Annotated in this window: 20 protein-coding genes; 7 read left to right on the top strand and 13 right to left on the bottom strand. The window is 72.6% G+C overall.

From position 1 onward, the window contains the following. Nucleotides 1–419: DegT/DnrJ/EryC1/StrS family aminotransferase (locus ABZ570_RS30185; RefSeq protein WP_358070933.1), on the bottom strand; the 419-nt coding region annotated here is incomplete at its 3' end. A 416-nt stretch (nucleotides 420–835) separates the two neighbouring features. On the opposite strand from ABZ570_RS30185, the gene ABZ570_RS30180 reads away from it, so the two are divergent. Further along, complete coding sequence (locus ABZ570_RS30180; RefSeq protein WP_358070931.1) at nucleotides 836–1462, top strand: SGNH/GDSL hydrolase family protein; 627 nt, start codon at nucleotides 836–838, stop codon at nucleotides 1460–1462. Here ABZ570_RS30180 and ABZ570_RS30175 read toward each other — a convergent pair. Next, nucleotides 1446–1604: a hypothetical protein gene (locus ABZ570_RS30175; protein ID WP_358070929.1), complete on the bottom strand. Its 159-nt coding sequence runs from the start codon at nucleotides 1602–1604 to the stop codon at nucleotides 1446–1448. The genes ABZ570_RS30180 and ABZ570_RS30175 overlap by 17 nt on opposite strands. Nucleotides 1605–1667: 63 nt before the next feature. Between ABZ570_RS30175 and ABZ570_RS30170 the strand changes: the two genes are divergently transcribed. Continuing rightward, complete coding sequence (locus tag ABZ570_RS30170) at nucleotides 1668–1817, top strand: hypothetical protein (protein ID WP_358070927.1); 150 nt, start codon at nucleotides 1668–1670, stop codon at nucleotides 1815–1817. 56 nt (nucleotides 1818–1873) lie between these two features. Next, on the top strand, nucleotides 1874–2317 hold the full coding sequence (gene coaD, locus ABZ570_RS30165) for a pantetheine-phosphate adenylyltransferase (RefSeq protein ID WP_358070926.1): 444 nt from the start codon (nucleotides 1874–1876) through the stop codon (nucleotides 2315–2317). 40 nt (nucleotides 2318–2357) lie between these two features. Here the strand turns inward: coaD and ABZ570_RS30160 are convergent, their stop codons facing one another. The 11 genes from ABZ570_RS30160 to ABZ570_RS30110 form a co-directional block, all read right to left on the bottom strand. Continuing rightward, the gene (locus ABZ570_RS30160) at nucleotides 2358–3143 is read right to left on the bottom strand and encodes a hypothetical protein (RefSeq protein WP_358070924.1); all 786 of its coding nucleotides are present in this window, start codon (nucleotides 3141–3143) and stop codon (nucleotides 2358–2360) included. A 68-nt stretch (nucleotides 3144–3211) separates the two neighbouring features. Continuing rightward, entirely contained in the window at nucleotides 3212–3514 is a 303-nt protein-coding gene (locus ABZ570_RS30155) for a PadR family transcriptional regulator (protein ID WP_358070922.1), read from the bottom strand. A 231-nt stretch (nucleotides 3515–3745) separates the two neighbouring features. Then, nucleotides 3746–4267 (bottom strand): hypothetical protein, encoded by a 522-nt coding sequence (locus ABZ570_RS30150; RefSeq protein WP_358070920.1) that lies wholly within the window; start codon nucleotides 4265–4267, stop codon nucleotides 3746–3748. A 153-nt stretch (nucleotides 4268–4420) separates the two neighbouring features. Further along, nucleotides 4421–7243: a hypothetical protein gene (locus ABZ570_RS30145; protein WP_358070918.1), complete on the bottom strand. Its 2823-nt coding sequence runs from the start codon at nucleotides 7241–7243 to the stop codon at nucleotides 4421–4423. Further along, entirely contained in the window at nucleotides 7243–8379 is a 1137-nt protein-coding gene (locus ABZ570_RS30140) for a Gfo/Idh/MocA family oxidoreductase (protein WP_358070916.1), read from the bottom strand. The genes ABZ570_RS30145 and ABZ570_RS30140 overlap by 1 nt, the downstream gene beginning before the upstream one ends. Beyond that, a complete protein-coding gene (locus ABZ570_RS30135; RefSeq protein WP_358070914.1) occupies nucleotides 8376–10184 on the bottom strand; it encodes a CehA/McbA family metallohydrolase in 1809 nt (602 codons plus the stop codon). Before ABZ570_RS30135 ends, ABZ570_RS30140 begins: the two co-directional genes overlap by 4 nt. Before the next feature lies 1 nt (nucleotide 10185). Further along, nucleotides 10186–11322, bottom strand: coding sequence for an ABC transporter ATP-binding protein (locus ABZ570_RS30130; protein ID WP_358070912.1), 1137 nt, complete (start codon nucleotides 11320–11322; stop codon nucleotides 10186–10188). Then, nucleotides 11322–12143: a carbohydrate ABC transporter permease gene (locus ABZ570_RS30125; protein ID WP_358070910.1), complete on the bottom strand. Its 822-nt coding sequence runs from the start codon at nucleotides 12141–12143 to the stop codon at nucleotides 11322–11324. The genes ABZ570_RS30130 and ABZ570_RS30125 overlap by 1 nt, the downstream gene beginning before the upstream one ends. Further along, nucleotides 12140–13057 (bottom strand): sugar ABC transporter permease, encoded by a 918-nt coding sequence (locus tag ABZ570_RS30120; protein ID WP_358070908.1) that lies wholly within the window; start codon nucleotides 13055–13057, stop codon nucleotides 12140–12142. The genes ABZ570_RS30125 and ABZ570_RS30120 overlap by 4 nt, the downstream gene beginning before the upstream one ends. 4 nt (nucleotides 13058–13061) lie before the next feature. Then, nucleotides 13062–14459, bottom strand: a complete 1398-nt coding sequence (locus ABZ570_RS30115) for an extracellular solute-binding protein (RefSeq protein WP_358070906.1) — start codon at nucleotides 14457–14459, stop codon at nucleotides 13062–13064. A gap of 152 nt (nucleotides 14460–14611) precedes the next feature. Next, nucleotides 14612–15349 (bottom strand): GntR family transcriptional regulator, encoded by a 738-nt coding sequence (locus ABZ570_RS30110; RefSeq protein ID WP_358070904.1) that lies wholly within the window; start codon nucleotides 15347–15349, stop codon nucleotides 14612–14614. 186 nt (nucleotides 15350–15535) lie between these two features. Between ABZ570_RS30110 and iolC the strand changes: the two genes are divergently transcribed. The 4 genes from iolC to ABZ570_RS30090 form a co-directional block, all read left to right on the top strand. Further along, on the top strand, nucleotides 15536–16501 hold the full coding sequence (gene iolC, locus ABZ570_RS30105) for a 5-dehydro-2-deoxygluconokinase (protein WP_358070902.1): 966 nt from the start codon (nucleotides 15536–15538) through the stop codon (nucleotides 16499–16501). Continuing rightward, nucleotides 16498–17385, top strand: coding sequence for an aldolase (locus ABZ570_RS30100; protein ID WP_358070900.1), 888 nt, complete (start codon nucleotides 16498–16500; stop codon nucleotides 17383–17385). The genes iolC and ABZ570_RS30100 overlap by 4 nt, the downstream gene beginning before the upstream one ends. After that, nucleotides 17382–18281 carry a 5-deoxy-glucuronate isomerase gene (gene iolB, locus ABZ570_RS30095; RefSeq protein WP_358070898.1) on the top strand — a complete coding sequence of 300 codons (900 nt, stop codon included), beginning with the start codon at nucleotides 17382–17384 and terminating at the stop codon, nucleotides 18279–18281. The genes ABZ570_RS30100 and iolB overlap by 4 nt, the downstream gene beginning before the upstream one ends. Further along, nucleotides 18269–18652 (top strand): thiamine pyrophosphate-binding protein (locus ABZ570_RS30090; protein WP_358070896.1); only part of this gene is annotated, 384 nt, incomplete at its 3' end. The genes iolB and ABZ570_RS30090, both read left to right, overlap by 13 nt.

Here is an 18652-nt window from a genome sequence, read left to right as displayed (position 1 = left end):
CGGCAGCCGGCCATGACAATGGCGCTGGGGGTGGCGACGAAAGTGAATCCGGGGCAGGCGATCAATGATCCGGGCGGGACCGCGGCGCCCATGATGGACAGGGCCAGGGCGGCGGTGCCGCTCGAAACGGCGAGAGCGTGCCGGGTGCCGAAATAGCGGCACAACTCGTCCTCGAACCGGCCGCATTCGGTTTCGTTCTGTGGGCGATGGTCGTATCGGAAGAACAGGTGACTTCGGACGGCTCGGAACGCCGCCTGCTCGTCGTCGGGATGTATGAAGACGGCGCCCTTGTCGTAGGTGGGCCAGGGAGTGCGGCGGACCGGCCTGCCGCCGTGGAGGGCGAGCTGTCTGTCCAGATCAGCGCCGTGTGACACCGGCATCGGCCGGGTCGGCGCGGGAGCTTCGTTGTTCCCGTTCACCGGCGGACTCCTCGGGCGCGCGGCGGCGGTTCCGGTTCGCGTGACTGGGCTCGCCGGCCGCGTGCCAGGCGTGGTGACCCGGCGACCGCGGTCTTCGGCGCGATCCCGTCGAGCGGTGGGAAATGCCGCCAGATCCGACATTGTTGGTGCCGCAGATCCAGTGAGCAACATCATTGTCCTCTGTCACCCGAGCCGTCAACCGTGCATTCATTGATTTGTGGGCCCGGGCGTCCGGCGGCGGCTGTGCCGCCCCGTCCACACCCACTGACAGTGACGGTCGCCAATGGCGAATTGTCGTTTACATGACCAGGAAACGGATGTCGCGGGCATCCCGGACGCGCCGCCGCAGGCCCGGCCGCCGGTCGATCCGGCGACTGCGGCATGATCACGGACATCCAGCGGGAGGGGACGATCGGATGACGGTGCAGGTGCCGCTCGGCGGACGGGTGCTCTTCATCGGCGACAGCATCACCGACGCGGGACGGGACCGGTCCCGCGACACCGACCTCGGGACCGGGTACGCCATGATGGCCGCCGCCTGGTTCACCGCCCGCCACCCCGACCACCGGGCCACCTTCGTCAACCGTGGGATCAGCGGCGACCGGGTACGCGACCTGCGCGCCCGCTGGGAGACCGACTGCCTGGCGCTTGCCCCGGAGGTGGTGTCGGTGCTGATCGGCATCAACGACACCTGGCGTCGGTACAGCGAGAACGACCCGACCAGCCCCGCGGACTTCGCCCGCGACTACCGGCAGATCCTGGAATCGGTCCGACGGCTCGGCGCGCGGATCGTCCTGATCGAGCCCTTCCTGATCCCGCTCGACGACGCCAAGCGCGCCTGGCGGGAGGACCTCGACGCGAAGGTCGACGTCGTCCGCCGGGTCGCCGCCGAGTTCGACGCGACGCTGGTCGCGGTGGACAAGCTGTTCCAGGCCGCCGACGTCGACGACCGGGTGTGGACGAACGACGGGGTGCACCTGACGCCCTTCGGTCACGCGCTGCTCGCCCAGCAGTGGCTGCGAGCGGTCACCCCGGCCACCTGACGCCCTTGTAGTCCAACGTCCCTACGCCTGGCTGCGCTGGTAGTAGGACCGGCGGGCGCGGGATTGGGATGTTCCGGGCGGTGATGGCGGCGAGGACGGTCAGAACGGCCAGGGCGAGCATGGCCAGGGTGATGAAGTCCATGCTGTGACATATTGCCCACACCCGGGACCAGCGAATCCGACAGCCGATACCTACAGTCGGGCCATGAGCACCGAGAAAGGCGTGTGGGTCATCGAGCACGATCCCGCGGCGGCGGACCGGCACGGTACCTACTTCCGGGAACTGTTCGCCTCTTGGGCCCCACTGGCCTCTGAGCAGGTCATCCGAGATGCGCAGCGGGTCTTGCGGCCGTGACACCCGAACCATCGGCAGGGCCATGTTCGATAGCACGCACCCCCGGTCGCGTACGCGTGCGAGCCGTCTACCCCGGCAGCTTTGATCCCTTCACTCCCGGGCATTTGAATGTGGTGAACCGGGCACGCGACCTCTTCGACGAAGTGGTCGTGCTCGTCGCGGTCAACAGCACCAAGCATCCGGGCACGGACGAGGAGGAGCGAGCGGCCGCTGTCCGGGCCATGCTGCCGGTCGAGTGGACCTCCGTCACCGTTGTGGCCTGGAGCGGGTTGACCTCCACCTACTGCCGTCGCCATGAAGTAGGAGTGATCGTCCGCGGCGTGCGTAACACCACCGACCTTCGGACCGAGTACAAGCTCGCCGCGATGAACCAGTCACTGGGTGTCCCCACGGTGTTTCTGCCTGCGCAGCCCGACCTGGCCGCGGTGTCCTCGACTGCGGTGCGCAGCCAAGGGTGCCCCGAACAATGGCTTACCTCTCGTCGGACAATTGCCGGTTGATCCTGGATCTGCCGCATCGAGATCAAGTGACGTTGGAGCGCTAGTCGAGGTACCAGTTGAGCATGGCGGCACCGGTCGCCGTGAGATGAACGAACGGCACGGTGATCGCGAGAACGCCGAGTGCCGCGAGTGCGATTCGGATGCGCGCGCCGAGGCGCCGTCCGGCGAGGGCCAGGACACCGGCCGCACTGCCCAGCACCGCCGCCGTGCGTCCGCTGTCGAGGTCAGGCGTGCCGGGGTGGAAGGCGCCGTACGACCAGGCGAGGCCGGCCACGACGGTCAGGGCGAGACAGGCGAGCCCGACGCCGGCGATGACGAGCCGGTACCTGCCGCTCCGGCGCCGCTGCACGACGGCGGACACCAGCCCCGCCGCGCCGAACGTACCCAGCAGGAAGGGCCCGCCGAGGATCGTCGCCCAGGCACCCGTGTGCAGCAGCAACTGCAGGGGAAGCAGAATGGCGAGCGGTCCGTCCGCCGGCCACAGCGACTTCGGGTCGACCAGCGCCCCGGTCCGGGCGAGGCGACCGGGAACGTCCGCCGCCAGGTAGGTGACCGGCACCATGATCAGCCAGGAAACCACCGGCCAACCCAGCCCGAGGAGGAAGAGGTGGGCGACCGAGGTGAGCGCGTCCGGCACCGGAGCGACGGCTGACAGGTCGGCGAAGCCGCCGCGACGTGCGGCGTGGCGCAGCGCGGGCAGGGTCCATGCGGCGCCGGCCAGATACCGCCATCGGGTTCCCGCACCGCTGGTGAAGCTCAGCAGGTCGGCCGTCCATTCGTCGCGCTGCCGGTTGCGGAAGCCGGCCGGCAGAAGACGACACAGCACCGCGACCGCGGCGCGCTCGGCAGGCGGCAGCCTCAGGTGCTGCGCCGGCTCACCTGCTCGGGCCGGGCTCACCACGCCAGCCGCCGGGCACCCGCCCGCCGCGTGCGCTGCTTCCGGGCGGCGACGGCGGCACGACCGGCGGTCACGCCGCTCGCGGTGAGGCGGTAGTACCGCCGTTGCGGCCGGCCCTCGACGTGGCTGTCCACCTCCTCCGCCCGGCTGGTCAGCCAGCCGGCGGCCTCGAACGCCACGAGGATCGGATAGATCGTGCCCGGCGCGAGCCCGGCGACGTGCGCCAGCTCGAGACCGTATCGCTCGGACTCGGGCTCATCGAGGAACGCCTCCAACACCAGCAGGCGCGGCACTGTCATACGAAGGTCCGGCATGGTGTGTCACGGTAGACCCTATGAAGAATTCTGCATAGGCCTCCAGGCCGCGACCGCGACGGTCGGGTATGGACGGACGTTCGACATGCAGCTCGCGCCGTTTGGTGAGCACTGCTCGCTCGGCAGCGGCTGTGGGTGGTCATCCTGGTGGCGTGAGCCTTTCGGGGGATGCGAGGTCGTGTCGCCCAGTGGAGGGCTCGCCGACGCTCCCGAAGGTCATGATCTCGAACCGGAGATGGCCTGGTCGGGTTCGATGCGGTCGCCCGGGGAAGTGGTGGCTGGCAGACCGGTCGCGGTGTGTGCTGCAAAAAATCGCATGAGGTCCGGAAAATGGTGCGGCTGCTCATTGACGATCCGCTGGAACAGTGGCTGCCTCGCCATGACTTCGGCAACTTCCGTCCAACCTGACCGGGCATCCTCCGGGAAGCGAGAACCGACGCGAACGGCATAGTCCACCGCTCCCGCCATCAGGTCGGCTATGGTCAGGGCACGAGCCAACGCCTCGCCGGAGAGGTCGAGCGGCTTACGTTCGAACAGGTACGGCCGGAGCTCTGGCCGCTGAAAGACGAGGGCAAGCGCGGCCTCGTAACGTTCGCTTGCATGATTCAGCACCTCGTACCTGCTGAACAGGTTGGAAATGTTTACCTGCTTTTCCAGCTTTCTCGTCTGTGCAGCCGCGAAATATAGTGTGACAACAACCGTAACCAGGCTGACTATCTGAATGATGCCACCGACCACTGCCGCCCCAATTCGATCAAGCCGCTCCGGGAACCCGAACCATCCTCAATGGTAAAAGGGTCTGTCCAATGGCGACTGTCACTGAACGGATGAGGCATTGTGACCGACGGGCCGCGGTAGCGAGCCGCCCCCGCCGCAGCCGTGGTTCGGCTGTCAGCCGGCCAGGTCGAGCTGGACCGTGGCGATCTCCCACGCCCGTAGCGGCAGCCGGACCCGCCCGTCGCCGTCCACCGGCAGGGGCTCGCCCGACCGGCCGAGCAGGTCGGCCCGCCACGCGCCGTGTACGCGCCGGCCGGCCCCGATGACGGCGCTGGAGTCACCGTTCGCCACCATCCGCAGCTCGACCCGGCCCGCCCGGTCCCGCACGCTGGTCAGCGTGACGCCGTCCCCGTCGACGGTCAGCCCGGTCACCGGCGCGGGCAGCCCGCCGGTCGGCTCGCCGGCACCCGGGAACGACAGCAGCTCGTGCCGGTACGCCTCGGCCGCCGCCGGCACCCCGGCGGACCGCCAGTCGCCCCGGAACGGCAGCACCGCCAGTTCGACGCTGCGCTCGCCCCGGCACTGGGCCAGCGGCGTGGGCAGCTGCGGGCCGGCCGGCTCGTCGCGCAGGGCGTGCCGGTTGCGGGACAGCATCCCGATCGCCCGCAGCACGGTGACCGCCAGCTCCCGGCCGGAGTCGGTCAGCTCGTACTCGGTAGGCTGGGTGAGCAGGACGGCGAGCGACCCCTCGACGCCCCCGGCGGCGACGAACCCGGCGGCGGGGAACGTCGGCAGCGGCACCTCACCGCCGCCGCCCTCGGCGGTCAGGCCCCGCTCCACCACCGCGAACTGGCCCTCCGCGTACGACGAGCGGGCCGGCGCGGGCAGCGGCAGGTGCAGCCGGACCCGGTGGTCGTCGCAGCGGTTGTCGAAGCTGACCCGCAGCCGGGCGAACCGCTCACCGGCGCGGACCTCCACCCGGGTGGTCACCGTGACCGCCTCCCGGTCCACCCGGCGCGAGCCGGCGTCCACGTCCGCGCCGACCGGCCAGCGGTACTCGCGGACCACGTCGAGCACGGCGACCAGCGGGCCGTCGTGCACGACGGTGGTCCGCACCGCCCGGGGCTTGTCGACCAGCTCGTCGGCGGTCGGCGGGGCGTAGTTGTAGCTGTCGCCGATGTCGCCGCCGTCGACGATCCGGCCGACACCGTCCACGCGTACCCCGTCGGGGGTGGACAGCCCCAGCGTGCCGTCCTCGGCGACCTCGACCCGCAACAGGCCGTTGTCGACCGTCCGGCCGTGCAGCACGACCGGTGCGAACGCCGGTCTGGCCGCGCCAGCCCCGCCGGCCGCGCCGGCCGGGGCCAGGGGTGCCGCGTCGGCCGACACGGCGATGCCGGTGGGCGGCAGCGCCGGCAGGGCGACCGGGCGGACCGCGGCGAGGCCGAGCGCCGGCACCGCCACCTGGGCCGCGACGGTCATCCGCGGGGCGGCCACGATGCGTACCCGCCACCGGTCCGGGCCGGTGGCCGCGGCGAGCGCCAGCCGCACGTCCTCGACGTCGAAGGCGGGGTCGCCGTGCCGGGCGACCTGGAAGGTCAGGGTGCCGTCCTCGGCCGACACCGACCACGCGGTGATCTCCTGCCCGTACAGCTCGGTCCCGTGCACCCGGGTGAGGATCGCCGGCAGGTCGGCCGCCGGCACCACATCGTCGGCGAGCAGCGTCCGGGCCCGGTCGAGGACCTGGGCCGGCGCGATCCTCCCCTCGGCGTCGAGCAGGCCGACGGGCGCGTCCCCGGGCACCTCGACGTCCAGCCGGACCAGCGCCGTCCGGGCCGCCGGCGTGGGGTTGAACAGCAGGTACGCGTCGCGGGGGACCCCGGCGGCCACCCGGGCCCCCACCAGGTCGCAGACCGCCCGCCCGAGCTGGTCCGCCTCGGCCAGCCGGGCGGCGACCTGTTCGGCGGTCTCATCGCAGCCGCACCCGGTCACCGAGTCGTGGCAGCTCGCGTCGATCAGCCGCGTCCAGGCCATGTCGAGGAAGCGCTGCACGGACGGGTCGTGGTAGAGCGCGGCGAGGGGTTCGGCGTACCGCTCGACCCGCCGCTCGGCGCGGCCCATCGCCTGCTTCAGGTGGGCGCGTACGGAAATCACCCCGGGCAGGATGTTGGCGCGGGCGTGAGAGCGCAGCTCGCCGGCGACGGTGGGCAGCCCGTCCACCGTCGCCGACTGGGTGGCGAAGTACTCGGTGAGGGTGCCGAGCCGCAGGTGCACCCCGTCGACTGCGGCCGCGGCCAGGAGGTCCGGGGCGTCCGGCGCGGGGGCGGCGTGGTCGGTGCCGTACATCGCCAGGATCGGCGTGTCGTCGCCGGCGGTCCGCCAGCCGCGCAGCCGCTCGGCCAGGTCGGCGGCCCGGCGGGTGACCAGGCGCGGGTCGTCCATCAGCCCGGCCGCGTTGCCGTAGCCGCCGGGCAGGTACTCGGTGCGGATGGTGGTGCCGTCCGGAGCCTGCCAGGCGAACGCGTGGGACCGGACCCGGTCCGGTACGCCGCGGAACACGCAGGCGTGGGCCAGTCCCGCGCCGGCCAGGATCTGCGGCATCTGCGCGATGTGGCCGAACATGTCGGGCAGGTAGCCGACCGGCATCGCGCCGCCCAGCGCCGCGCTGCGGGCCAGCCCGCGTTCCAGGTTGCGGACGATGTTCTCGCCGGAGCAGAGGAACTCGTCGAGCAGGATCTGCCACGGGCCGATGGCCAGCCGCCCGGCCCGCACCAGCGCGGTCACCTGCTCCCGGCGCTCGGGGCGGACCTCCAGGTAGTCGTCGACCGCGGCGAGCTGCCCGTCCAGGGTGAACCGTTGGCGTTCGTCGTGCGCCATCCGGTCGAACACGTCGTCGAGCAGCGCCACCAGCCGCAGCCGGAACCGCTGGAACGGCTCGTACCACTCCCGGTCCCAGTGGGTGTGCGGCACCACGATGATCTCGGTCGGTCGCTGCATCAGCTTGCTGCCTCTCCGCCGATCGCCGCGCCGGTCAGCTCCCCGTAGCGGCGTACCACCTGTTGGCTGGTGCGCAGGTCGGCCGCGCCCTCGGCGATGCCGGTCAGCGGGTGCGCGCCCGCGGTCACCATCGCGTGGAAGGCGACCAGCTCCTGTTCGAACGCCTCGGTCACCGATCGGAACACCGTCCGCCGCTCCCCGTCGCCGTGCCGGTCCACGGCGGTCAGCGTGGTCGGCGCGTTGAGCAGGTACGGCGACGGGAAGTCCAGCTCCAGCGCGCCCCGGGCGTGGTGCAGCGTCACGGTCTCCTGGTAGGCGGGGCAGTCCGGCAGGTTGAGCCAGCGGATGCCGTACCGGCCGCCGGCGGGCAGCCGGCCGGAGATCTCCACCGACGGCTCGGCCGGGCCGGCGGGGGCCAGCGGCCAGGTCGCCACGTGGTCCACGGTGGCCGGCGGGCCGGTGAACAGCCGCAGCAGGGACAGGTCGTGGCAGATGCTGTTGATCAGGATCTGGTAGAGGGTGCGGGTGCCTGCGTCGGTGCCCACCGCGGCGTCGAGCAGCCGCTGGTCGGCCTCGACCAGCCGGCCCGCCGCCGCGGCCGGGACGTCCCCCGGCGCGGGCGGCAGGTTGGCGAAGGCGAGCTGCCGCCCGCCGGAAGCGTGCCGGACGGTCACCTCGACCGCGTGCACCGCCGCCGGGCCGCCGATCCCCTCGAGCAGCCGGGCGGCCTCGGTCACGGCCGGGTCGTACTGCTTCATGTAGCCGACCATCAGCGCCGCCCCGGCCTCGGTCAACCGCTGTGCCTCGGCCAGGGTGTACGCGAGCGGCTTCTCGCAGAGCACCGGCAGCCCCCGGCTCAGGGCGATGGCGGCGAGCTCGCCGTGCGACCCGGAGGTGGCCAGCAGCACCGCGTCGCAGCCGCCGCCGGTGACCATGGCCGCCGCGTCGGTGTGCCGCCGGTCCGGCTCGACGCCGTACCGGTCGCCGAGGTCGGCCAGCCGTGCGGGGGAGAGGTCGCTGAGCGCCACGATGTCGAACAGGTCGGCGCGGCGTTGCAGCAGCGGCAGATGCACCGTACGGGCGATGACGCCGAGCCCGGCCACCGCGACCCTGATTCGCTTGCCCGCCCCGGTCATCGCAGCGCCTCCGCCAGCCACCGCCGGTTGTCGCGCTGGTCGGCGCGGATCCGGTCCAGGTCGCGCCCCTGCGCCGGCGCGTCCTGCTCGATCACCAGCCAGCCGGTGTAGCCGGTGTCGTCGAGGCCGCGCAGCACGCCGGCCAGGTCGACGTCGCCGTTGCCGAGCGCGCAGAAGCCACCGGCGGCGACCACCTCGGCGAGGCCGCCGCCGGCGTCCCGGACCCGCCGGTGCGCGGCCAGGTCGGCGTCCTTGAGGTGCACCTGGCCGGTCCGCCCGGCCCACCGGTGGACCGCCGCGACCGGGTCGCCGCCGGCCAGCGCCAGGTGCCCGGTGTCGAGGCAGATCGCCACGTCGGTCAGCTCCAGCAGCCGGTCGGCCTCCGCCTCGGTCTCCACGTCGGTGCCCAGGTGGTAGTGGAACACCGGTTCCAGGCCACGGTCCCGGCACCGGTCGACGGCCTGCTGCACCCGGGCCGCGAAGCCCGGCCAGGCGGCGGCGGGCAGCGCGGAGGCCAGGTCCGTCGGGGTGCCGGGTCGGGCCGCCCGGGCCGGGTTGCCGGGGCAGGCGAGGGTGGGTCGGGGCGCGAAGCGTGGGTCGTCGACCGGTGCGGCGGCGAACACGTCCAGGGCCGCGTCGAGCTGTGCCAGGTCCTCGGCGAACCCGTCCGGGTCGGCGAAACGCAGGTCGACCCAGCCGCCGGCGAGCCCGACCCCGGCCTCGGTGAGCCGCCGGGTGAGCAGTTCGCCGGTGCCGAGATAGCCGATCGGCCCGGAGTCCACGCCGGTGTAGCCGTCGGCGGCCAGCGACGCGAGCAGGTCGTCGGGGGCGACGTCCGGGTCGGCCGGCCGGTAGATCCCGTGGTTGACCGGGGCTCCGGCCACTCTGGTGCGTCCGGTCAGCTGCACAGTGCGATCACCTCCATGCGGTGGGACTCCAGAACGTGCCGCCTGCGCCCAGGCCAGCGGCGCCCCCCAGGTGCGGTCCCACCAGCCCGAGTGCCATACCTCCACGAGTCTGGTCCGGGTGGTCACCGGCTGCCGCCAGGCGCAGTCGCCGCCGAGTGGGTGATTGATCGACAGCAGCCCGCCAGCGCGTTCGACCGCGGCGAGCCACCGGTCGGCCGGTTCCCGGAAGTCGATCCAGCCGACCGGGCCGAAGGCGTTGGCGTGCCCCCGGTCGGTGGTCACCTCCTGCCCGGGTACGAGGGTGATGCCGTAGCGGGCCGAGGCCGCCGGCAGCCAGGGGTGGTGGCTGACCGTGTTGTGGTCGGTGACGGCGAGGAAGTCCAGGCCCCGTCCGACGGCGAGGGCGGCCAGCTCGTCGATGGTGTACGCGCCGTCGCTGTGCACGGTGTGCGCGTGCAGGTCGCCGGCGAGCCAGCGCCGGCCGTCGACCTCGGGAAGGTCCGGTCGGGACGGCCGTTCCGGCCGGGGCGGTGCCTCGGGCCCGGCCGGCGGGGCGGGGGCGCGGGTGCTGGTGGTGACGGTGACCTCGTACGGCAGCCCGTCGGGCGGTACGCGGTGCAGCCGGAGCAGCACCTGCCACTCGCCGGGCTCCAGCTCGCCCGGCAGGTAGCCGGGGGTGGCCCAGTCGGCGGTGATGGTGTACCGGTCGCGGGCGCCGCCCGACCAGCCCCGGAAGCCGGCCGGACCGACGCAGCCGAGGTCCAGCACGCCCGCGTCGCGGGGGTGGTCGAGTTGTACCGTCAGCGCGGCGGTGCCCGGGGGCACGGTGACCGGCAGCGCGCGCATGATGCTGTCCACGCGGTCCCGCAGCGTCCACCTGCCCCGGTGCGTGACCATGTCAGGCGTCCGCCCCGACGCCGGTACGCGGCGCCGGGACCGGCGGCGCCGCCGCACCCGTCACCAGCTCACCGTCCCGGTAGACCAGGGAGCGCCCGGGCCGGGGCACCACCCAGCCGGTGTCGCCGGGCGCCGGTTCCCGCCCCTCCGGCACCACGACCTGGACGCTGGTCGTCGCGCCGTCCCCGGCGGGCACGTCCAGCGACACCAGGGAGAAGCTGCCGAGGTTCTCCACCACCACGACCTGCCCGGTGAGGCCGTCGGGGACCGGATCGGGGGAGTAGTCGAGGTATTCGGGGCGGACACCGTAGACCACCTGCTCGCCGTCGGTCAGCCGGCCGTGGGTGTCCTCCGGCGACGGCAGCCGCGCCCCGGCGACGGCGAGGGCGTCGCCGTCGACCCGGGCCGGCACCAGGTTCATCGGGGTCGACCCGATGAACCCGGCGACGAAGGTGTTGGCCGGGCGCCGGAACACCTCGGTGGGGCTGCCGACCTGCCGGATCCGGCCGCCCTCCATCACCGCGATCCGGTCCGCGAGGGCGAGGGCCTCGGCCTGGTCGTGGGTGACGAAGACGGTGGTGACGCCCAGTTCGCGTTGCAGCCGCTTGAGGAACGTCCGGGCCTCCAACCGCAGCCGGGCGTCCAGGTTCGACAGCGGCTCGTCGAGCAGGAACACCTGCGGGTGGCAGGCCATCGCCCGGGCTAGGGCGACCCGCTGCTGCTGCCCGCCGGAGAGCTGCCCGGGCCGGCGGTCCAGCAGCGCCGACAGGCCCAGCTCGTCGGCGGTGCTCGCGGCCTTGTCGTGCCGGGCGGCCCGGCCGACCTTCTTGATCCGCAGCGGGTACGCGATGTTGTCCCGCACGGTCATGTGCGGGAAGAGCGCGTAGTCCTGGAAGACCATCGCCACGTCCCGCTGCCCCGGTGGCAGGTTCGTCACCACCCGGTCGCCGATGGACACGCTGCCGGCGGAGGCGAGCTCCAGGCCGGCGATGGTGCGCAGCAGGGTGGTCTTGCCACAGCCGGAGGGCCCGAGCAGGGCGAAGAACTCGCCGTCGGCGATCTCCAGGTCGAGGGCGTCCAGGGCGCGTACCCCGTTGGGGTAGATCTTGGTCAGCTCGCGCAGGGTGATGGCGGACATCAGCGCTTGATCCCTCCGTGGAAGCGGAACCCGTACCTGCTGCTCACGAAGACGAACATCAGCGCCACCGGCAGTGAGTAGAGCAGCGAGAAGGTGGAGAGCAGCCGCAGGTCGGCCTGGCCACCCTCGGTGTAGAGGGTGTACATGATCACCGCGGCGGGGGCCTTGTCGGGCCCGCGCAGCAGCAGGAACGGGACGAGGAAGTTGCCCCACACGTTCGCCACCGCCCACACCCCCACGGTGGCCAGCCCGGGCCGCACCATCGGCACCACGATGTGCCGCATGATCTGCAACGGGCTCGCGCCGAAGACCCGCGCCGACTCCTCGTACGAGGTGGGGGTGGCGTCCATGAAGTCCTTGAGGATGAAGATCGCCGCGGGCAGCAGGCCGCCGGTGAGGACCAGGATCACCCCGAGCCGGGAGTCGATCAGGTTGAGCCGGAAGGCCAGCTCGAACAGCGGCACCATGGTGGCCGTGCCGGTCACGATCGAGGAGAGCAGCAGCAGGCCGTAGAGCAGCGCGTCGCGCCCCGGCACCCGCACCCGGCTCAGCGCGTACGCGGCCAGCGCGGCGAACGCCACCACCAGCACGGCGGTGCCGCCGGCCAGCCAGACCGAGTTGGCCAGCGAGGTCAGCGCGTACGGGTTGTCCAGCAGGGCACGGAAGTTGTCCAGGGTGAACCGCGGCAGCGACGCGGTGATCGTCGGCGTGTCGTCGAACGGGGCGGTGGCCAACCAGAGCAGCGGCAGCGCGAAGAACCCGAGGACGGCGCAGAGGAAGACGTACCGCCCGATCCGGGCCAGCACCTGGCGTACCGTCACATCCGCTCCCTCCGCCGGCCCAGCATGCGCAGATAGACCAGGGCGATGACCAGGTTGATCAGCAGCATGAGGAACGAGATGGCGGCGCCGAAGCCCAGCTCGCCGCCGGAGAGCGCCACCTTGTACACGTAGACCGGCAGGATCTCCGAGCGCTGTTCGGGGCCGCCGGCGGTGATCAGGAACGGCGTGAAGTCGTTGAACGTCCAGAGGCTGATCAGCAGCAGGTTGGTCAGCACGTGGCCGCGGATGCGTGGAAACACCACGTCGCGTAGCTGCTGCCAGGTGGAGGCGCCGGCCAGCCGGGCGGTCTCCAGGTGGGAGCGGGGCACGTTCTCCAGGGCGGCGGCGTAGAGCATCATCGAGAACGCGGTGCCCCGCCAGGTGTTGAAGATGATGATCGACAGCATCGGGTGGTCGAGCAGCCAGGCCATGCCGGGCGTGCCGAGCAGCGCGTTGAGCGTGCCGCCGTCGCGGTCGAGCAGGGCGATCCAGAGGAACGCGACCACCGAGCTGGGCAGGATCCAGGACAGCAGGATGAACGCCTCGACCACCCGGCGCAGCGGACCCCGCCGGTCGCGCAGCGCGTACGCGACGGCGAAGCCGAGCCCGGCCTGACCGATGACGGCCGAGCCGAGCACGAACTGCAGGGTGAGCAGCAACGAGGTGCGGAACCGCTCATCGCCCAGCGCCTTGGTGTAGTTGTCCAGCCCGACAAACTCCGGGTTGGCGGCGGCCAGGCCGGTGAGCCGGTAGTTGGTGACGCCCAGGTAGATCGTCCAGGCGGCCGGGATCACGAGGAAGAGCAGGATCAGCACCATGCTCGGCACCAGGAACCCGGTGGCCCGGGCCCGGCCGAGCCCGGCCGCGTCGGGGGCCGGGGAGGCGCCCGTGACCGGGCGCGCTCCCCTCGCCACCTGGTCAGGAGGTGACGTTACCTGGGCCACCGACGATCCCTTCGACCTTCTTCTGGTACGCCGAGGCCGCCTCGTCGACACTCCTGCCCGACGCCGCGGCGGCGGTAGCCTCCTGCAGCGCCACCGACACCTGCGGGTACACCGCCAGCGGCGGCCGGTACGCGGTGAGCGGCAGCACCTTGTCGGTGATGAAGGTCAGCATCGGGTCACCGGCCAGGACCTCCTTGTTCACGTCCGTCCGGGCGGTGATCCGCTTCTCGCCGGCGAGTTCGGCCTTGACCCCCTCCGCCGAGTGCATGAACGAGAGCAGCTCCCACGCCTGGGACGGGAACTTGGAGTTGGGGTTGAGCACCCGCACGCCGCCGCCGGACATGCTGACGAAGTCCTGCCCCCGGATGCCGGCGCCGGGCTGCTTGGCGGGGATCATCGCGTACCCGACGGTGGTGTCCCGGTCGGTCATCTTGGCGATGCCGCTGCTGGGGTTGACGACGCTGCGCCAGAAGTAGTCACCCTCGGCCAGGATGCCGATCTTGCCGGCGGCGAATTCGGCGAAGGACTTGTCCCGCCCCTTCGCCTCCTGCTGGAGCTTCGGGTCGCCCAGCCCGCTGCCGTAGATCTTGGTGTAGAGGTCGAGCATGTCCTTGACCGGCTGGCTGGCCCCGGCCCACTTGCCGTCCTTCCAGATCTCCCCGCCGGCACCGACCAGCAGCGGCAGTGCGCCCTGCATCGAGGTGGCCTCGCCCATCGCCGTGCCGGCGTTGATCTGGATCGGGGTCACCCCGGGCAGCGCCTTGAGCCTGGTGCCGGCGTCGAGGATCTCCTGCCAGCTCTTCGGCTGCCAGTCGGCGGGCAGGCCGGCCTGGGCGAACAGCTTCTTGTTGTAGTAGAGGACCCGGCCGTCGGTGCCGAGCGGGATGCCGTACCGCTTGCCCTCGAACGAGCCGAGGCCCTGCACGGTCTCCGGGATCTGCGACCAGCCCTCCCAGGAGTCCACCTGGCCGCCGGCCACCTCGGCGAGCGGCTTGAGGTAGCCCGCCTGGACGAACTCGCCCACCCAGATGCCGTCCAGGGCGATGACGTCGGCGCCGCCCTTGGACCGCAGGTCGAGGGCGGTCTTCGTCTTGTACTGCTCGTCGTCGACCCCGCTGGGCACGAACGACACCTTGGCGGTGACGCCCTTGGCCTTCTGGGCCTCGACGAACCGGGGGATAACCCACTTCTCGATCCACTCCGCACCGGCGGAGTTCTTGCCGCCGACAATGGAGTTGGCGGCGATGGTGAGGGTGATGTTCTTGGCGTCCTTGCCGGCGGGCTCGGAACCGCCGGCGCAGGCCGTGCTCGCGAGGGTGACGGCGGTGAGCGCGGCGAGCACACCCGTGACGCGTCTCGGCGTGACTGACATGGGCTGTTCCCTTCGCAAGAAGTGACTTCGAAGAGACTCGCGGGTCGCCACCGCCGACCGCAGGTGCGTGCCGGCGGTGCTTGCTGGCCACAATGTCATGACAGCCTGACGACGTAAATACCTGTCATTGAAATGGACGGGAATCCCGCGGTTCACCGCTCGGCGACGGTCACGTCCAGCGCGTACCGGGAGGCCCGGTAGATGTGCTCGCCGTACTCGAGGTGGCGGCCCTGGTCGTCGTAGGCGGTGCGGGTCATGGTCAGCAACGGGGCGCCGCGCCGCTCGCCGAGCATCTGCGCCTCGGCGGCGGTCGCGGCCCGGGCCCCGATCCGCTGGTGGGCGCTTCGTACCCGCAGGCCGGACGCGCGCAGGATGGCGTACAGGCCCCGGGTCTGCAGGGCGTCCAGGGTGAGCCGGACCGGGTCGAGCGGGAGCCAGTTCCGCATCACGGCCAGGGGCTCGCCGTCGGCGAACCGCAGCCGACGCAGGTGCTGCACCGGGCTGTCGGGGTCCACCCCCAGCACCGCCGCCACCTTCGCCGGGCACTCCACCGTGGCCAGTTCCAGGACCGAGGTGGACGGTTGCCGCCCGGCCCGGGCCAGGTCGTCGTGCAGGCTGGTCAGCTCGACCGCGCGGCGGACCTCGCCGCGAACCACCTGGGTGCCGACGCCCCGGCGGCGCACGATCAGCCCCTTGTCCACCAGATGCTGGATGGCCTGCCGGATCGTGGGTCGGGACAGTCCCAGCCGGTCAGCGAGCTGCAGTTCGCTGTCCAGGCGGTCGCCGGGCGCCAACTCGCCACGCTGGATGGCGGCGGCGAACTGCTCGGCGACCTGGAAGTAGAGGGGGACCGGGCTGCTCCGGTCGATGGCGATCTCGGGGCTGGTCACGGGGGCCTCCTCGGCACGGCTCCCAGGGGTCCGGGGATGGGCGCCACTGTACCGAAGCGGTGGCCGGGCGGAACTGCCAGATGTCAGGACAACACATTGACACAACCCACGGTCACTGTTACCAATCAATGACCAGGAGCGAGCCGGTGGTCACGCCGTTGCCGGCCCGGAACAAGGGACGCCGCCATGCTCGACGTGCTCACCATCGGCCGGGTCGGGGTGGACATCTATCCACTGCAGATCGCCACGCCGCTGGCCGAGGTCGAGACCTTCGGCCGGTTCCTCGGCGGCAGTGCCACCAACGTCGCGGTCGCCGCCGCCCGCTACGGCCTGCGCGCCGGAGTCATCACCCGCACCGGCGCCGACGCCTTCGCCGACTACGTGCACCGGGCACTGCGCGACTTCGCGGTCGACGACAGCCAGGTACACCCGGTCGACGGGCTGCCCACCCCGGTGACCTTCTGCGAGATCTTCCCGCCGGACCACTTCCCGATCTGGTTCTACCGCACGCCCACCGCACCGGACCTGCAGATCCACCCCGACGAGCTGGACCTCGCGGCGATCGTCGACGCCAGCGTCTTCTGGCTCACCGGGACCGGCCTGTGCCAGCAGCCCAGCCGCGCCGCGCACGGCGCCGCGCTGGCCGCCCGCGGCGGCCGCCCGCACACCGTCTTCGACCTGGACTACCGGCCGATGTTCTGGCCGGACGCGGCCGCCGCCACCGCCGCCTACGCCGAGGTGCTGCCCCGGGTCACCGTCGCCGTCGGCAACCTCGACGAGGTCGAGGTGGCGGTCGGCAGCCGGGATCCCGAGCGCGCCGCCCGGCTGCTGCTGGACCGGGGCCCGCGCCTGGCCGTGGTCAAGCTCGGGCCGGCCGGGGTGCTGGCCAGCACCGCCGAGGAGACGGTCCGGGTGCCGGCGGTGCCGGTGCAGGTGGTCAACGGCCTCGGCGCCGGCGACGCGTTCGGCGGCGCCCTCTGCCTGGGCCTGCTGCGCGGCTGGCCGTTGGCGCGGACGCTGCGCTTCGCCAACGCCGCGGGGGCCATCGTCGCGTCCCGCCTGGCGTGCTCGTCCGCCATGCCCGACGAGGCCGAGACCGCCGCGCTCGCGGCCCGGCCCGAGCTGGCCCCCGCCACGGAAGGAGAGCGGTGAGCACCGAGTACGAGGCGCTGACCCTTACCCGCGCGCACCGGCCGCAGGCGATCGCCGAGGCCGCCGCCGGGCGGACCCGTCGAGCCTGGCCGGACCGCGACCGGCCGCTGTTCGTCATCGCCGCCGACCACCCCGCGCGCGGTGCCCTCGGGGTACGGGACCGGCCGATGGCGATGGCCGGGCGCACCGACCTGTTGGACCGGCTGCGCGTCGCGCTGTCCCGGCCGGGTGTCGACGGGGTGCTCGGCACCCCGGACATCCTGGAGGACCTGCTGCTGCTCGGCGCGCTGGAGGACCGGCTGGCGATCGGCTCGATGAACCGGGGCGGCCTCTCCGGCGCCGCGTTCGAGCTGGACGACCGGTTCACCGCGTACGACGCCGACAGCATCGCCGCGATGGGCTACGACGGCGGCAAGATGCTGTGCCGGATCGACCCGGACGACCACGCCACCGCCTCCACCCTGCAGGCCTGCGCCCGTGCGGTCAGCGCGCTGGCCGCCCGCCGGATGGTGGCCCTGGTCGAGCCGATGTGGGTCGGGCGGGCCGGCGGCCGGGTCCACGTGGACCTGACGCCCGAGGCGGTGATCAAGAGTGTGAGTGTCGGGCAGGCGCTCGGCACGACCTCGGCGTACACCTGGTTGAAGCTGCCGGCGATCGACGAAATGGACCGGGTGATGGCGGCCACGACGCTGCCCGTGTTGCTGCTCGGCGGCGACCCGACCGAGGCGCCCGACGTGGTCTACGCCCGCTGGCAGCGGGCGTTGCGCCAGCCCGGTGTGCGGGGGCTGGTGGTCGGCCGGGCGCTGCTGTACCCGCCGGACGACGACGTGGCCGCCGCCGTCGACCTGGCCCACTCGCTGCTGCCGAGCAGGCAGGAAGCATGAGCTTGCACCTGAAGTGGGGGTTAACCGCCGGGGAGCCCTGGGCGTTGGAGGTGACCCCGGAACGGGCCGGCTGGACGTACGCGGGGCTACGGGTGCTCGACCTGCCTGCCGGCGGCGAGGTCACCTTCGCCACCGGAGAGGAGGAGATGCTGGTCCTGCCGCTGGCCGGCGCCGCCACCGTGCACTGTGCCGGGCGCCGGCTGGAGCTGGCCGGCCGCGCCTCGGTCTTCGCTGCGGTCACCGACTTCGCCTACCTGCCCCGCGACGCCACGGTCACGGTCCGCGGGCAGGGGCGGTTCGCCCTGCCGTCGGCCCGGGCCACCCGCCGGCTGCCGCCGCGCTACGGTCCGGCCGGGGACGTGCCGGTGGAGTTGCGCGGCGCCGGGCCGGCCAGCCGCCAGGTCAACAACTTCTGCGCCCCGGACGCCTTCGACTGCGACCGGCTGGTCGCCGTCGAGGTGCTCACCCCCGACGGCAACTGGTCGTCGTACCCACCGCACAAGCACGAGGACGACCGGGTCCACTCCGACGGCCGGGTCGAGGCCAGGCTGGAGGAGATCTACTACTTCGAGGTGGCCGGCGGGTCACCGGGAGACGGTGGCGGGCCGGTCGGCTACCAGCGGGTGTACGGCACCGATCGGCGGCCGATCGACGTGCTCGCCGAGGTGGGTACCGGCGACGTGGTGCTCGTCCCGTACGGCTACCACGGCCCGTCGATGGCCCCGCCCGGCTACCACCTCTACTACCTCAACGTGCTGGCCGGTCCCGGCCCGACCCGCACCATGGCGTGCGTGGACGACCCGCGACACGGCTGGATCCGCGGCAGCTGGGCCGGCCAGTCGGTCGACCCCCGGCTGCCGTTGACCCGAGCGGGAGGACGCTCATGCCCAGGCTGACGGTGGCGCAGGCCGTGGTGGCCTTCCTGGCCCGCCAGTGGTCCGAACGCGACGGGCAGCGCCGCCGGCTGATCCCGGCCTGCTTCGGCATCTTCGGCCACGGCAACGTCGCCGGCCTCGGCGAGGCCCTGGCCGGGGCCGCCGCGGCGGGCGTCGACCTGCCGTACCGGCTGTGCCGCAACGAGCAGGCGATGGTGCACACCGCGGCGGCATACGCCCGGACGACCGACCGGCTCAGCACCCTGGCCTGCACCACCTCCATCGGCCCGGGTGCCACCAACCTGGTCACCGGCGCCGCCGGGGCCACCATCAACCGGCTGCCGGTGCTGCTGCTGCCCGGTGACATCTTCGCCACCCGGCCGGCCAACCCG

The organism is Micromonospora sp. NPDC007271, assembly GCF_040634005.1.
In the GTDB taxonomy this organism is placed as follows: Bacteria; Actinomycetota; Actinomycetes; order Mycobacteriales; family Micromonosporaceae; genus Micromonospora.
Note: the sequence above shows the minus strand (reverse complement) of the source record. Positions and strands in the feature narration are given on the sequence as shown.

What these genes read in the sequence shown, in the direction of transcription:
- ABZ570_RS30140 (WP_358070916.1), bottom strand. Translation starts at nt 8,379, where the DNA reads ATGACCGGGGCGGGCAAGCGAATCAGGGTCGCGGTGGCCGGGCTCGGC.
- iolB (WP_358070898.1), top strand. Translation starts at nt 17,382, where the DNA reads ATGAGCTTGCACCTGAAGTGGGGGTTAACCGCCGGGGAGCCCTGGGCG.
- ABZ570_RS30155 (WP_358070922.1), bottom strand. Translation starts at nt 3,514, where the DNA reads ATGACAGTGCCGCGCCTGCTGGTGTTGGAGGCGTTCCTCGATGAGCCC.
- ABZ570_RS30115 (WP_358070906.1), bottom strand. Translation starts at nt 14,459, where the DNA reads ATGTCAGTCACGCCGAGACGCGTCACGGGTGTGCTCGCCGCGCTCACC.
- ABZ570_RS30170 (WP_358070927.1), top strand. Translation starts at nt 1,668, where the DNA reads ATGAGCACCGAGAAAGGCGTGTGGGTCATCGAGCACGATCCCGCGGCG.
- ABZ570_RS30145 (WP_358070918.1), bottom strand. Translation starts at nt 7,243, where the DNA reads ATGCAGCGACCGACCGAGATCATCGTGGTGCCGCACACCCACTGGGAC.
- ABZ570_RS30180 (WP_358070931.1), top strand. Translation starts at nt 836, where the DNA reads ATGACGGTGCAGGTGCCGCTCGGCGGACGGGTGCTCTTCATCGGCGAC.
- ABZ570_RS30175 (WP_358070929.1), bottom strand. Translation starts at nt 1,604, where the DNA reads ATGGACTTCATCACCCTGGCCATGCTCGCCCTGGCCGTTCTGACCGTC.
- ABZ570_RS30130 (WP_358070912.1), bottom strand. Translation starts at nt 11,322, where the DNA reads ATGTCCGCCATCACCCTGCGCGAGCTGACCAAGATCTACCCCAACGGG.
- iolC (WP_358070902.1), top strand. Translation starts at nt 15,536, where the DNA reads ATGCTCGACGTGCTCACCATCGGCCGGGTCGGGGTGGACATCTATCCA.
- ABZ570_RS30135 (WP_358070914.1), bottom strand. Translation starts at nt 10,184, where the DNA reads ATGGTCACGCACCGGGGCAGGTGGACGCTGCGGGACCGCGTGGACAGC.